General features: G+C 30.4%; 10 protein-coding genes. 4 read left to right on the top strand and 6 right to left on the bottom strand.

Annotated elements, in window-relative coordinates:
- Window positions 1-3 precede the first annotated feature (3 nt).
- The 6 genes from V7P59_RS07480 to V7P59_RS07505 form a co-directional block, all read right to left on the bottom strand.
- Window positions 4-672, bottom strand: a complete 669-nt coding sequence (locus tag V7P59_RS07480; RefSeq protein ID WP_333809535.1) for a HEAT repeat domain-containing protein — start codon at window positions 670-672, stop codon at window positions 4-6.
- Between the two features lie 50 nt (window positions 673-722).
- On the bottom strand, window positions 723-1925 hold the full coding sequence (locus V7P59_RS07485) for a YaiO family outer membrane beta-barrel protein (protein ID WP_333809536.1): 1203 nt from the start codon (window positions 1923-1925) through the stop codon (window positions 723-725).
- 6 nt (window positions 1926-1931) lie between these two features.
- Window positions 1932-2297: a response regulator transcription factor gene (locus tag V7P59_RS07490; protein WP_333809537.1), complete on the bottom strand. Its 366-nt coding sequence runs from the start codon at window positions 2295-2297 to the stop codon at window positions 1932-1934.
- Window positions 2278-4701 (bottom strand): response regulator, encoded by a 2424-nt coding sequence (locus V7P59_RS07495; RefSeq protein WP_333809538.1) that lies wholly within the window; start codon window positions 4699-4701, stop codon window positions 2278-2280. Before V7P59_RS07495 ends, V7P59_RS07490 begins: the two co-directional genes overlap by 20 nt.
- A gap of 54 nt (window positions 4702-4755) precedes the next feature.
- A complete protein-coding gene (locus tag V7P59_RS07500; protein ID WP_333809539.1) occupies window positions 4756-5187 on the bottom strand; it encodes a hypothetical protein in 432 nt (143 codons plus the stop codon).
- Window positions 5188-5298: 111 nt separating this feature from the next.
- Window positions 5299-7317 (bottom strand): endonuclease, encoded by a 2019-nt coding sequence (locus V7P59_RS07505; RefSeq protein WP_333809540.1) that lies wholly within the window; start codon window positions 7315-7317, stop codon window positions 5299-5301.
- A gap of 244 nt (window positions 7318-7561) precedes the next feature.
- Between V7P59_RS07505 and V7P59_RS07510 the strand changes: the two genes are divergently transcribed.
- The 4 genes from V7P59_RS07510 (at window position 7562) to V7P59_RS07525 (ending at window position 15219) form a co-directional block, all read left to right on the top strand.
- Window positions 7562-10312, top strand: a complete 2751-nt coding sequence (locus V7P59_RS07510; protein ID WP_333809541.1) for an aminopeptidase — start codon at window positions 7562-7564, stop codon at window positions 10310-10312.
- A 183-nt stretch (window positions 10313-10495) separates the two neighbouring features.
- Window positions 10496-12898 carry an alpha-ketoacid dehydrogenase subunit alpha/beta gene (locus V7P59_RS07515; protein WP_333809543.1) on the top strand — a complete coding sequence of 801 codons (2403 nt, stop codon included), beginning with the start codon at window positions 10496-10498 and terminating at the stop codon, window positions 12896-12898.
- Window positions 12899-13103: 205 nt separating this feature from the next.
- Window positions 13104-14504 (top strand): anthranilate synthase component I family protein, encoded by a 1401-nt coding sequence (locus tag V7P59_RS07520; protein WP_333809544.1) that lies wholly within the window; start codon window positions 13104-13106, stop codon window positions 14502-14504.
- A 151-nt stretch (window positions 14505-14655) separates the two neighbouring features.
- Window positions 14656-15219 carry an anthranilate synthase component II gene (locus V7P59_RS07525; protein WP_333809545.1) on the top strand — a complete coding sequence of 188 codons (564 nt, stop codon included), beginning with the start codon at window positions 14656-14658 and terminating at the stop codon, window positions 15217-15219.
- The last annotated feature ends 51 nt before the right edge of the window (window positions 15220-15270 follow it).

Raw genomic sequence — 15270 nt, forward strand, 5'->3', positions numbered from 1 at the left:
ATTTTAATTGTAAAATTGAATAATGCGAGATGCTAATAATTGTATGGATTGATTTTTAGATTGTTGTAATACTTTAATAGAATCATCATAAGGAATTTTATTATTTTTAATTACCGAAAGTATTAAAGCTTGTGACCAATCATCAATGGGAAATGAAATCGTTTTTAAATGGGATAATGTTCCAATTCCATCAAATTTAATTAAAGCTATAATAGATTCAATCGCAATTTTTTTATTGGAATGTGATATTAACTTTTGAATTGTAGGCAAGGATTCTCTATCGTTTAATGTAGATAAATCACGAATAGCTTCAACTTTATGCTTCCAAATATTAGATTTTATTTTCTCTCTTGAATAAGAAATCATGTTGGTTTTATACAAAAAATCTAAAATACTGGTTTGAACTGTTCCTGTATAATTTTGATGCATGGTTAAGCAATATTTCATGGTTAACTTCTTAAACAAAGTCTTTTTTGAATTCGGATTTTTTATAAAATCAGCTGTTGCTTGTTCATCATTTTCGAATAAAAAACGTAAAATATAAGATTCTATTTGGCTTTCATACGCTTTTTTTGTCTTTACTAAAGTGATTTTTTTCTGTCTTTTAACTAATGTAATTACAAGTGTAAAAAAACTTCCAATCAAAAAGAAAGAAATTAAAATAAGAAGCAAGAATAGCTCAGTTTGGAAATTAAATAAAGAATGTTGTGATAATACCGACATTAAAAAACATAAATTAAGTTAACTTGTAAGTTTATTTTCTCTCTAAAATTATTGGGTAAAATTTCTTCCTTTTCATACTGAATATTGGGTTGACCGTAAATAGAATCTGTAATCTTGAACTTAGAAAGTAATCCAATTCGATAATTCGATAAAGTAGAAAAATTGTTGGTTGTATAATAAAAGTATGGCGCGTTACCATAAATGAACTCCAATTGAATAAAAGTATCTTTTTCATCAAATTTCTTCATAAAACTTACCAAATGCGAAAACGAATGGTCTTGGTTTTCCTGAAAAATTAAAAAACCGCGATAGCTAATTTTATACGATTGAAACAAATACCCAATATGCCCCGTTAACATATTAATATCCGATTGATCAAAAATTAACTTTCTTCCACCTAAAGAAGCCGTTATAGCTTTATTTTCATGAAATAATTCGGCTGAAATTTTATAATTGGGAAACAAAATGTCATTAGATTTTCCTAAAGATACAAAACCATAATTCTTTTTAGAAAGCTTGGGATACCAATCCACTTCAAATTGAACAGCATCAATTTCTGATAAATAAGAGTAATTTACTCTTCCAATAACAGTGTGTTTTTTAAATTTACGAGCATATTCTAAACTTCCCAAATACCATGTAGGAAAATCATCACTAATGGTATTAGTTTGAAGATATCCAACAGTAATAAAGTTTTTTCTTTTGTTTAGAATTTCCTTTTTTAAATAATTAATTTTTGATTTATTCGAATCTGAAATTTCAATTTTTGACAAACTAGCTAGTGCTAAATCTATTTCATCTAAAGCGGCATAAGCTAATGCTTTTTGAGTATGATAAAATTCAGGATTGTTATAATTTGAAATTCCAAAATCACATATTGCTATTACTTGTTCAAATTGATTTCTTTTTTGCTGAACTTGAATTTTTAAATTAATAATGTCTTCGTTCGTTACCGTTGTTTCAATTTCGGAAATTTTATCAAAAGCCAAATCATCCTTTGCATTCCAAAAATACACTTGTGCTAATTTGAACTTTACCTCAACAGCTGTTGGATATTTTTTTTCTAAAACCAATAGCTCATAAATACTTTCATCAAATTGTTTATTTTCGATTAAAGTTGTAATTTTTGAAAGTTCTTCATTTTGAGCGTAAAAAGCAATAGAATACAAGAAACAAACAAGTAAAAACTTACATTTCAACATAAAAACCTATTCTTTATTTTTTACAATTCTTTTCATTCTTTGAAGTAAAACAGGAGGACTGAATGGTTTTACAATAAAATCATCCGCACCAAGCTCTAAAATTTCCATTTCTGTTTGCTCAACACCAGAAGCAGTCAAAACAATCACTGGAATTTCATAGTTTTTCTTTACTTCAAAGACAATTTGTTTACCGCTAGTGAAGGGTAAATTCAAATCTGTGATAATTAAACTCAATTCGCTATGGTTTTCATTTATAAAGTTTAAAGCTTCTAAACCATTATCATAATTATAGACTTGAAAACCATTTGCGTTTAAAAAAAAAGTTAAAGATTTTCTTAATATTTCTTCATCTTCAATAAGTACCAATTTCATTTTTAATAACTTTTATTTCATCAACAATTTGTTTAATTTGTTTTTTTAGGGGAACAATCGTTACATCTGCATTTAATTCAAATTCTTTATCATTAGCAAATTCAACCTTTTCTAATTCTTTTGCATAGATACCAAACATTCCGAAAGATGTTTTTAATTTATGTGCATTTTTTCTTATGTCATCATAATTTTTACTTATCGAAATTTGATCAATTTCCAATAAAAATTTTAATAATTGATCTTCAAAAATTTTTATAAAATAAAAAATGCCTTCCACATCTTTTCCTATAAACTCTTTAAGTTTATCTAATGAAACGATTTTGGGAGTTGTTATCTTTCTATCTTCAGAAAAAATGTTCTTATTCAAAATTTCAAATAATTCTTTCTTTGAAAATGGCTTTGATAAATAATCATTCATTCCCATATTCATACATCGTTCTTTTTCATATATTAATGAATTAGCTGTAAGCGCTATAATTGGAGTGGTTAAGTGCAATTCATTCCTAATAAAAGTTGTAGTTTCATAACCATCCATTTTTGGCATTTGTAAATCCATTAAAATAATATCAAAATCTTCTTTTTTGAGTAATTCTAAAGCTTCAACTCCATTATTAACAATTTGGATTTTGTGATTAGTTTTCTCAAAAATAGTAGTTATTAATTTTTGATTTAATTCGTTGTCTTCACACAATAATATGTTATTTGAAAAAGATGCAAATAACTCAACTTCTTTTTTGTCTTCAAGAAAATGTGTAGTTGATAAACTAATTTCATATGGAATCACAAATGTAAAAGTAGTTCCAATATTTTCAGTACTATCAACAGAAATTGAGCCATTTTGCATATCAATTAATTCTTTTGAAATACTCAATCCTAAGCCTGTTCCACCAAATTTTCTAGAAGTAGAAACTTCAGCTTGAGAAAATCTATCAAAAATGGATTGTAATTTATTGTGATTGATACCAATTCCAGTGTCACTTATAGAAAACTCAATGAAAATAGTATTATTCTTAGTTTTTTTATTAGCAATTCGCAACTCAACTTTTCCTTTTTCCGTGAACTTAATAGCGTTCCCAACAATATTAATTAAAATTTGATTTAATCTATTTTTATCACCTACTAAATTATTAGTTACATCAGAATCAATTGCATACAAAAGTTTGATGTTTTTTTCGCTAGCTTTTAATTTTAATGTAGATATAACATTATTTACTACTTCATTCAATTGAAAAGGTGTTGCATCAATTTGGAGCATTCCAGCTTCAATTTTTGAAATATCTAGAATATCATTAACTATATGTAATAATCCTAAACCAGCTATTTTGATGGAACTTATATAATCAACTTTATTATCTTCGTCTTCAATTTCTAGCAAAACATCTGTAAAACCAAGAATTGCATTAATTGGGGTTCTAATTTCATGGCTAACAGTAGCAATGAATTGATCTTTTTGTTTATTCAAATAATCTGAAACATTCTTTGCATTTTCAAGCTCTTGTTGTCCTTGAATTCTATTAGTTATATCTTGGCAAACCACGATGAGTTTCTCCATATCACCATCAATATTCTCTATCTTTATAAAGTTAGCTTGAATCCATTTCTCAGAATTAAACTTCCTGTTAAATTTTAATGTATGGTTTTTGACATCCAATAAGTTATTGATGGAATTTTCATTTAATTCCATTTCAAAAAAGTTAGAAAAAGGTTTATCTATTAGCTCATTTGTTGAAATGCCTAATAGTTCAACTATTAATTGATTTGAATTGATAATCTTACCAAAAGGATTGATTTCAATGATACCGTTTGAATTAGAAATTGAATCATAAAACATTTTAATCTCCTCAGAACTTTTCTCAATAATTTTTTGTGATTCAAGCTCTTTTTGTTCAATTATTTCTTTTAACTCATGAATTAATTTCTCATTTCTCTTTTTTGCTTCTAGCAAAATCATAATTTGCTCGGAGATAATTTCTAATGCAATTTTCTCTTTATTTGTAATTTTTTTTGGTTTTAAATCGGCAACACAAAGTGTTCCAATGTTGTACCCTAAACTACATTGCAAGGGTAATCCAGCATAATATCGAATTCCATTTTCAGCGGTTACATTTGGATTATCTTTGAGTAAATCATTTTTTGTGGTATCTTCAACTTCCCACAATTCATTTTTTTGGATGGTATATTGACAAAATGTAAGTTCTTTTGGCATTTCTTCTGCTTCAATACCAATTTTAGCTTTAAACCATTGTCTTTTATCATCTATTAATGAAATTAGTGCAATTGGAGTTTCACAAATAATTGAAGCTAATTGAGCTAATTTGTCAAACTCTTTTTCTTTTAATGTATCAATAATATTATAGGCCATTAACGACTTTAATCGTTCAATTTCTTGTTCGTTTTTATTCATAAAAAAATCCTTAACTTTTTAAAGATAAGGATTTTTTTTTAAATCAAAGATATTTTATTTACCATTACCTTTTCCTTTATTCCCTTTTCCAGGATGCCCATTTCCTTTTGATTTTGGGTGTACTGACGAGTTTCCTTTATTCTTTTTATATTTAACTTTATGTGAATAATTATATCGTTGAGGACTATCACCATAAAAATCCAATTCAATTTGAGTACTTCTTCCTAAATTAATACCTACAAAAATAGAAGGTACTTTTACACTAACAGCCCATTTTCCATTATTAAAATAAATATAAACTCCCCTTTGGATGTCATAATACATATTTTGATCAGGGAAATAAATATGTCTTGTTTTTGCTCTATATCCGTGAGCAGGTGCCCAAGGTGGAGGGCCTTGAGAAAAAACGTCTGTTGGAACTACCAACATAAATATTAAAATTAATACCCCAAAAAGTGTTGCTATTCTGTTTTTAATAGTTTCCATAGTCATTAAATTTAATAGTTATAAAATGTTAAAACAAATAATACTGCCAAAAATTGTTTCTTTAGAAAATTTTAACTTTTAAAAACTCCTATATAATTGCTACAACAAAAGTTATTTAATAATAATTCTTTTTGTGATCGTTTGTACACCATTAATGATTTTTACCATGTAGATTCCTGCATTTAAATCTAAATTCAAACGGGTTTCATTTTCAAAATCTTGACTTTGTATTATTTGACCTGTAATTGTAAAAATTTCAACTTTTGAAGCACCGTCTAAACCAGAAATAATTAAATAATCTGAAGCTGGATTTGGATATACTACTACTTTGTTTTCAATTGGATTTTGCGTAGATAAGGTAGAAAACCATTGTTGTCCATAATTTGCTCCAAAAATATAATTTGCTAAATTAGGATAATCTATAAAAGGATTACGATTCATTTGCCAAGTATAAATGTAATTATTACGATTCATTTCGAAATCGTCTCTAGGATCAACAGTATTCCATGATAGCAAGGTAGCCAAATCCCCTATTTGAAATGAAGGATTAGAGCCACTTAACTCCATCGGATCGCCATTCACAATGTTTAACGCATCAAAGCGTACAGCCATATAAAATAAAGCTCTAGCCACATCACCACGCCACGAACCTTGTGTTCCTGCCATACCAGCATAAACAGTAGATGTATTTACAGTACCATAATTTTTATTTCCTCTAGAAGAATTTTCTTGACCATTTTCTGCTCTAATATGGTGAGCATCAGATACACCATCAGAAGTTGTATAAGGTCCTGTTGTGGTCCAAACGTTTATTCCATCTGCTATATCTCCATTTCTAACTTCAAAACCTCCTCTTGATTGGGGGAAAATATGCTCTCTATTCCATTTTCCCACAATACTACTTGTATTTTGCTGGTCTAATTTTGACATAGGGGCTTCGATATACATACACCAAACTTGATTGTTATTTCTAGGATTTCGATCAGAAGTTCTCAAAATTTCCCAAATATCAGCGTAACTATGCAATCTTACCACTGCCGGATTTGCTATTATATTTTGAACTGCTTGTTTCAATGCAGCTCCAGACAAACCTTCTAATGAATCATAATATCCTTGAGGAATTGTGGGAGCAACTAAATTATACGTAGGATTTAAAGGAGTTCCCCATGGATCTGTAGCAAAATTTGCGTCATTTACCCTGATTACAATATTATTGTTATAAGAAACATAACCTATTGGTAAGGGTTGTAAAACAAACTTCATTTCCTCATCTCCTTCGTCGATTCCATCATTCGATATAATTATCCCGTTTTGAGCGGTAGTTTGACCCACTGGAATAACAACGGTTAAACCTCCTGAAAAATCTAGATTTGTAAAATTTCCATTTGCTAATGTAAAATTCATGATCAAGTTTTCATTCTGAACAGGTTGACTAGTTGTAAATGTAATGTTAAAACTATCACCTTCATTAAAACTTGTTTGAGGAAATGAAACCGTTATGTAATTAATAGGAATACCCGAACCGTCATTATTGAATGCTGGAGTAGGCGTTTTAACCTCATAAGACCCATCATTTTTTCTTTGAATTGAATGATTTGCTGCATTAGATGTAGCGTTTTCATTAATACAAATCGTCAAATTTAGAATTGACATCAATGTAGTTGGTTGAGTATTTGATGCATTCGAATAAGCTAAAGCAGATACCAAATTTGTATTAGTTGCTGTTGAACCAATCAAAAAATCTGTATCATTACCAATATATAGTGCAACAACATCAGGACCATTTTGCAAAGTGTTTGAAGGAAAAAATCTAAAAGGTGAAGGTGAAACACCTGAATTACCTATTAAAATTAAACCATTCACATCAGTTACTAACCCATCTAAATCAATAGAGTAATAACAAGTAGTTCCTAAGAAAGGGGTTGAGCCTGCATTGTAAAAAACTAAAACATAACCATCTAATGGGTAATTTGGTAATGCAATTCCATTAGAATCAAATGATTTTAATTCAACAAATTCTGCTACATCAAAACCAGGCGTATCTGCATCAATCTCATTTATAACAACAGTTTGAGAACGAACAGAAATTCCCAACAACAGAAAAAAACTTATAAGTAATTTTTGGAGCATAAAAACTATTTTTATCAAAATTACGAATATAAAAGTGAAATTACCTTCAATTTATTTCAATACTTGCAAATTTTAAGGCATTTTTAATGCTATTGTACGAGTATTTTTATATTTTGCGGTTTGTAAGCAACTTTTAGTTTACTTTGTCATCTAATTGTAAAAACCATATCTTAATTTGAAATTTGTAGTTAAAATAGTATTTCTTTTTTTTCCAATTCTGATTTTCTCGCAACATTCTACCCGAATGTCTGTTAGAGTTAATACAGAAGAAAAAACGTTATTGATTCAACAAATTTTAACCTACAACAATACAGGAAACGATACCTTAAAACATATCATTTTAAATGATTGGAATCATGCATTTTCATCAAAATCATCCGCTTTAGCCAAAAAATTTTCAGACGAATTTATAAGAGCTTTTCATTTAGCAAGTGAAAAAGAAAGAGGTTTTACCCATATTAAATCGATTGTAGATGATAATTTTCAAACCGTTTTTTGGAATCGACCAAATGGTAAAGTTGACTTAGTAAAACTAGAACTCAATCAACCCATTTTACCTTGTTCAAAACAAACATTCACTTTTACCTATACTGTAAAGATTCCCGACTCCAAGTTTACCAAATATGGTTACGATAATAATGGTCGAATAATATTAAAAAACTGGTATTTACATCCTGCTCGTTTTGAACACAAACAATTTATACAATACAGCAATGAAAATTTAGATGATATTCCAAATGCTTTTTCTGATTTTGAAATAGAGTTTGAATTACCCGTTAACTTTTCCCTATCAAGTAATTTGCAAGAAATCAATTCAATAGAACTTATCGATACTAAGAAAATACTATTAAATTCAAAAAACAAAAATGAAGTTGTCATTTCCTTAGAACCAAAAAACTCTTATCAAACATACCGAAATGAAATTATTGAAGTAAGTTGTGGAATTGAAGATTCTAGAGTTAATGAAATTGATAAAGTACTAATTTTTGACAAAGTAAGCCGATTTGTAGCTTCCAAACTAGGCTTACCTCTTACTTCAAAAATCTTAATTACTCAAGAAGATTATGCACGTCAACCTTTTTATGGTTTGAACCAATTGCCCAGTTTTTTGAGTCCATTTTCTAATGAATTGATGTTTGAATTAAAATTCTTAAAAACCTATTTAAACAATTATTTAAAAGAAAACCTAAATTTAAACCAAAGACGCGATTATTGGATTTCAGACGGAATCCAGATATTTCTCATGATGCAATATGCAGATGAATATTTTCCTGAATTAAAAATGACAGGAAATGTGGCGCATTTAAAAATATTAAAACCGTACCATTTTGTAAACCTCGATTTTAATCAACAATACAATTATTTGTATATGTTGATGGCGCGTAAAAATTTAGATCAACCTCTTAATGAACCAAAAAATCGCTTAGTAAAATTCAATGAACAAATTGCTAGTAAATATAGAGCAGGATTGAGTTTAAAATATTTAGACAGCTATTTAGGAAATGACATTGTTCATAAAAGTATCAAAGAATATATTCAAGAAAACCAATATTTTGGAACTAATTCTCGACAGTTTGAAACCGTTCTTGTTAAAAATAGTACAAAAGACATAAATTGGTTTTTTAGAACTGTAATAGAAACTCGCAATTTAATCGACTATAAATTTGGAAAAGTAACAAAAACTAATGATTCTTTGACTGTCAACATTATCAATAAAACTGGAACTAATGTACCTATTTCGCTCTATCACATAAAAAATAATGAAGTAATTCATAAAAGTTGGATTACAAATATTACTTCAGACTCTACTATTGTTATTCCAAGATTTAATGCTGATAAATTAACTTTAAATTATTACAATGAAGTTCCAGAATATAATCTTAGAAACAACTGGAAATCGTTGAAAGGTTTCTTTTTCAACAACAGACCTTTTAAATTTTTATTTTTCAAAGACTTAGAAGAACCTCATTACAATCAACTTTTCTTTGTTCCTGAAGTAGAATTTAATATTTATGATGGAATTGCTTTAGGAATGAGATTAAACAACAAATCCATTCTAAACAAACCTTTTACATTTAGTGCAACACCAATGTATTCCAGTAATACAGGAACTTTAGTAGGAAAATTTTCTGCAATGGTTGAGGACAATATTCGTGAAAAAGGTAAACTATATAACATTCGATATATGGTTACTGGTAGTCGCTTTCATTTTACTGAAGATGCTTTTTATACAAATTTTGTTCCTGTAGTTCAGTTCAGATTTAGAGATGAAAATTTCAGAGTTAATAAAACCGAATTTATTCAGCTTAGACAAGTTTATGTCAACAGAGATAAATCTCCATTAATAACCGAAGCCAATACGGAAAACTACAACATATTTAATGCAAAATATGGCAACTATCAATCTGAAGGAACAAAACATTTTTCATTGCTAAACGATTTACAAATTGCAAATTCATTTGGCAAAATTTCAACCGAAATTCACTATCGAAAACTATTTGAAAACAATCGACAAATTAGTCTTCGTTTTTTTGCTGGAGCCTTTATGTTTAGAAGCACCAACTCAAATTTTTTCAACTTTGGTTTAGACAGACCAAACGATTATATGTTCGATTATAATTTGCTAGGTAGAAGTGAAACTACAGGGATTTACAGTCAACAATATGTATATGCTGAAGGTGGTTTTAAATCGAAATTAGACACTCGTTTTGCAAATCAATGGATGACAACAATCAATGGAACATTCAATATTTGGAATTGGATTCAAGTATATGGTGATGCAGGAATGTTCAAAAATCAATATACTAGCCCAAAATTTGTATATGATTCTGGCCTACATTTAAATTTAGTACCGGATTATTTTGAATTATTTTTACCCGTTTATTCTTCAAATGGTTTAGAAATAAATTCTAACAATTATGGCGAAAAAATTCGTTTTGTAGTTACATTAAGTCCTAAAACATTAATTTCACTATTTACTAGAAAATGGTTTTAATAGCTTTTTATCTATTTATTTGATAATTTAATAATAAAAAATCATTTTTTAATAGATTCATTGCGTTTTTCAAATCAAAACTATTGTTAATTTAATAATAATTAAAAAAATATTATCTCATGTATTGTTTTATAAGTCGTTTTAATTAAATTTGTTGAATTATCAATTTCGTATAAACGGCTTATGAAAACAGCAACAACATCGGAAGTAGTTTCTTTTGAAGATTTTAAAAAAGAAGTCATTAACGATTATAAAATCGCCCGAATCAGTAGAGAATGTAGTCTTCTTGGAAGAAAAGAAGTACTTACAGGTAAAGCTAAATTCGGAATTTTTGGCGATGGTAAAGAAGTACCACAGTTAGCCATGGCAAAGGCGTTTCAAAATGGAGATTTCCGTTCAGGATACTACCGTGACCAAACCTTTATGATGGCAATTGGTGCTATGAATATTGAGCAATTCTTCGCTGGATTATACGGCCATACTGATATTAATTTTGATCCAATGAGTGCCGGTCGTCAAATGGGCGGACACTTCGCAACGCATTCTTTAGACGAAAACGGAAATTGGAAAAATTTAACCCAACAAAAAAATTCGAGTTCTGACATCTCTCCTACTGCTGGACAAATGCCTCGTTTATTAGGATTGGCTCAGGCTTCAAAAATATACAGAAATGTTTCAGGAATCAACCAAACCAACTTCTCAGAAAACGGAAACGAAGTAGCTTGGGGAACTATCGGAAATGCTTCAACTTCTGAAGGATTATTCTTTGAAACTATCAATGCTGCTGGTGTTTTACAAGTACCAATGGTAATGAGTGTTTGGGACGACGAATACGGAATTTCAGTTCACGCCCGTCATCAAACAACAAAAGAAAACATCTCTGAAATCTTAAAAGGTTTCCAACGTGATGAAGAAAATAACGGTTACGAAATCTTACGAGTTAAAGGTTGGGATTACCCAGCTTTAGTTGAAACGTATCAAAAAGCATCGCAAATTGCGCGTGAAGAACACGTTCCTGTTTTAGTACACGTAAGCGAATTAACGCAACCGCAAGGTCACTCAACTTCTGGAAGTCACGAACGCTACAAAAATGCAGAACGTTTGGCTTGGGAAGCAGAATTTGACTGTGTAGCTAAAATGAAAACTTGGTTAATTGAAAACAATATCGCTACTTCTGAAGAATTAGATGAGATTGACAACCAAGCTAAAAAAGACGTTTTAGAAGGTAAAAAAGCCGCTTGGACAAACTTTACAGCTCCAATTAAAGCTGAGCAACAAGAGTTGGTTAGTTTGTTAAATACCATCGCTTCACAAAGTGAAAATAAAGTCTTTATCGAGAAAATTGCTAACGATGTTGCTTCAATAAAAGAACCAATTCGTAAAGATATTTTAGTAGCAGCTCGTAAAGTATTGCGTATGATTATCAAAGAAAATTCTCGTGCTACTTTAGCTACTTGGATTGAAAATTATACCGAAAAAATCCAACCAAAATTCAGTTCGCACTTATTTTCGCAATCGGATAAAACGGTTTTAAAAACGAAAGAAGTAGCTCCAACCTACGATGCAACTGCAGAAGATGTGGATGCGCGTTTGGTGTTAAGAGACAACTTCGATGCTATCTTCTCAAAATATCCAGAAACGTTAATTTTTGGTGAAGATTCAGGAAACATTGGTGACGTAAACCAAGGTTTGGAAGGCATGCAAGAGAAATACGGAGAATTACGTGTTGCCGATGTAGGAATTCGTGAAGCAACAATTTTAGGTCAAGGAATCGGAATGGCAATGAGAGGATTACGTCCAATTGCTGAAATTCAATATTTAGATTATTTGCTGTATGCTATTCAAATCATGAGTGATGATTTAGCAACGTTACAATACAGAACAGCTGGTCGTCAAAAAGCACCGTTAATCATCAGAACTCGTGGTCATCGCTTAGAAGGTGTTTGGCATTCAGGTTCTCCAATGGGAATGATTATCAATGCCATCAGAGGAATTCACGTTTTAGTTCCAAGAAACATGACCAAAGCCGCAGGTTTTTATAACACTTTGTTAGAAACTGACGAACCTGCATTAGTAGTTGAATGTTTGAATGGTTACCGTTTGAAAGAAAAAATGCCAACGAATTTAGGTGAATTCAAAACGCCTATCGGAGTGGTTGAAACAATCAAACAAGGTACAGATATTACCTTAGTTTCTTACGGATCAACATTACGCTTAGTAGAACAAGCTGCAAATGAGTTAGAATCTGTAGGAATTAGCGCAGAAATAATTGATATTCAATCGCTTTTACCTTTCGATATCAATCACGATATTGTAAAATCGGTTGCAAAAACAAATCGCTTATTAGTAATTGACGAAGATGTTCCTGGTGGAGCAAGTGCCTATATTTTACAAGAAATTGTAGAGAATCAAAATGCCTATAAACATTTAGATAGCGCACCTCAAACCTTAACATCAAAAGCACACCGACCAGCTTATGGAACAGACGGCGATTACTTCTCAAAACCTTCTGCAGAAGACATTTTTGAGAAAGTATATGCGATTATGAATGAGGCAAATCCAACAAAATATCCAAGTTTGTATTAAAAAATTTGGTTATTTAAAAAATATTTAGAAACATTTGCAACATACAATTAAGAAAATGATTTCAATTTTAAACAATACTTGGTGGTGGTCTAACTTACGTCAAACGTCGTGAGCGAAACCTGCTATAGTATAATTTAAAACCAATACATAGAAAAGGCTTGTCAATCACGACAAGCCTTTTTTTATTGTCAAAAATTAAAGAAATATGAAAAAATATAAATTACATACCAACTACAAACAAATTCTTGCCGACACCATTACGCCAGTAAGTGTTTATTTAAAAATTCGCGATAAATTTCCGAATAGCATTTTATTGGAAAGTTCGGATTATCATGCGAATGACAACAGTTTTTCGTACATCTGTTTCAATCCGATTGCTTCCATAAAAGTAGAAAATCAAAAAATTGAAACGAATTTTCCAGATGGATATTCAGAAATTATTCCGATTGATGCTGATGTTAATGTTGCCAAAGAAATCGAGAATTTCTCTAATCAATTTCAAACGGAAAAGTCAGATTTTAAATTCATTACGCAAGGACTATTTGGCTATTTAGCCTACGATGCGATTCAATATTTTGAAAAAGTTTCAATTGCTAAAAAGTCATTGGAAAACAAAATTCCTGAAATCTTTTACGCTGTTTATCAAAACATTATCGCCATCAATCATTTCAAAAATGAAGCTTATTTGTTCTGTCATAGCTATGATGGTAGCAATAATATCGCTGAAATCGAACAATTATTACAAGCGAAAAACTTTGCTTCTTTTTCGTTTCAAAAATCAGGAACCGGAACTTCTAACTTAACTGATGAGGAATTCAAAAACTACGTTTCTTTAGCGAAAAAACATTGTTTACGTGGCGATGTATTCCAATTGGTGTTATCCAGAAGATTTTCGCAAGAATTTAAAGGTGACGAATTCAATGTGTATCGCGCTTTACGAAACATCAATCCTTCTCCGTATCTATTTTATTTCGATTACGGAAATTTCAAAATATTCGGTTCATCGCCTGAAGCGCAATTGGTAATCAAAAAAAAATTTGCCGAAATTCACCCAATAGCAGGAACATTCAAACGCACAGGAAACGACGAACAAGATGCTGAATTAGCCAAAAAATTAGGCGAAGACGCCAAAGAAAACAGCGAACACGTCATGCTAGTCGATTTAGCAAGAAACGATTTAAGTCGAAGTTGTCATGATGTGAAAGTAGAAAAATACAAAGAAGTACAGTTTTTCTCTCACGTGATTCATTTGGTTTCAAAAGTATCCGGAAAATTAAAAGAAAATCATACTTTTATGGAATTAGTTGCGAAGACATTTCCAGCAGGGACATTAACCGGAGCACCAAAAGCAAAAGCCATGCAATTGATTGAAAACATTGAGAAAACTAATAGAAGTTTCTACGGTGGCGCCATCGGAGTGTTGGATTTTCAAGGCAATTTTAATCACGCGATTATGATTCGTTCCTTTTTGAGTAAAAATCACACGCTACATTTTCAAGCTGGTGCAGGAATTGTAGAAAGTTCATCAGAAGAAAACGAAATGCAAGAAGTGTACAACAAATTAGGAGCTTTACAAAAAGCATTAGATTTAGCAGAAAACATATAAACAAGTGCAAGAACAAGTTCAATAACAAATTGTCAAGTCGAGCGAAGTCGAGACTTTTTAGATTTATCAAATTTATTAAATCTGTGTTCCAAAAAAAACAACTTGAATTTTGAACTTGAATTTGTCCTTGAAATTGAAAAAAATTAAAGAAATGAAAATAGCAGTTATAGACAATTACGATAGTTTTACTTACAATTTAGTCCACTATTTAGAGGATTTGAATGCGAACGTAACCGTTTTCAGAAACGATGAATTTGAATTGAATGAATTAGAAAAATTCGATAAAATTCTACTTTCGCCAGGACCAGGAATTCCAGATGAAGCGGGTTTATTGAAAGAAGTTATCAAAAAATATGCTTCAAGCAAAAGTATTTTCGGAGTTTGTCTAGGTTTACAAGCTATTGGTGAAGTTTTTGGCGGAAAATTAACCAACTTAGAAAAAGTCTATCACGGTGTGGCAACCAAAGTCACAAAAATCGAAGATGACTTCATTTTCAACGATTTACCAAACGAGTTTGAAGTTGGGCGTTACCATTCTTGGGTTGTTTCTAACGAAAACCTTCCGGCTGATTTAATCGTAACTTCTACTGATGAAAACGGTCAAATTATGTCAATGAAACATGCACATTTTGATATTCGAGGCGTGCAATATCATCCAGAAAGTGTCTTAACGCCTTACGGAAAAAAAATCTTAGAAAATTGGCTTAGCCATTAATTAGCAACAACATACACGCTTAATTTCTTGCTTCACTAACACAAAATTAGT

The organism is Flavobacterium sp. (assembly GCF_036782315.1).
Lineage (GTDB): Bacteria > Bacteroidota > Bacteroidia > Flavobacteriales > Flavobacteriaceae > Flavobacterium.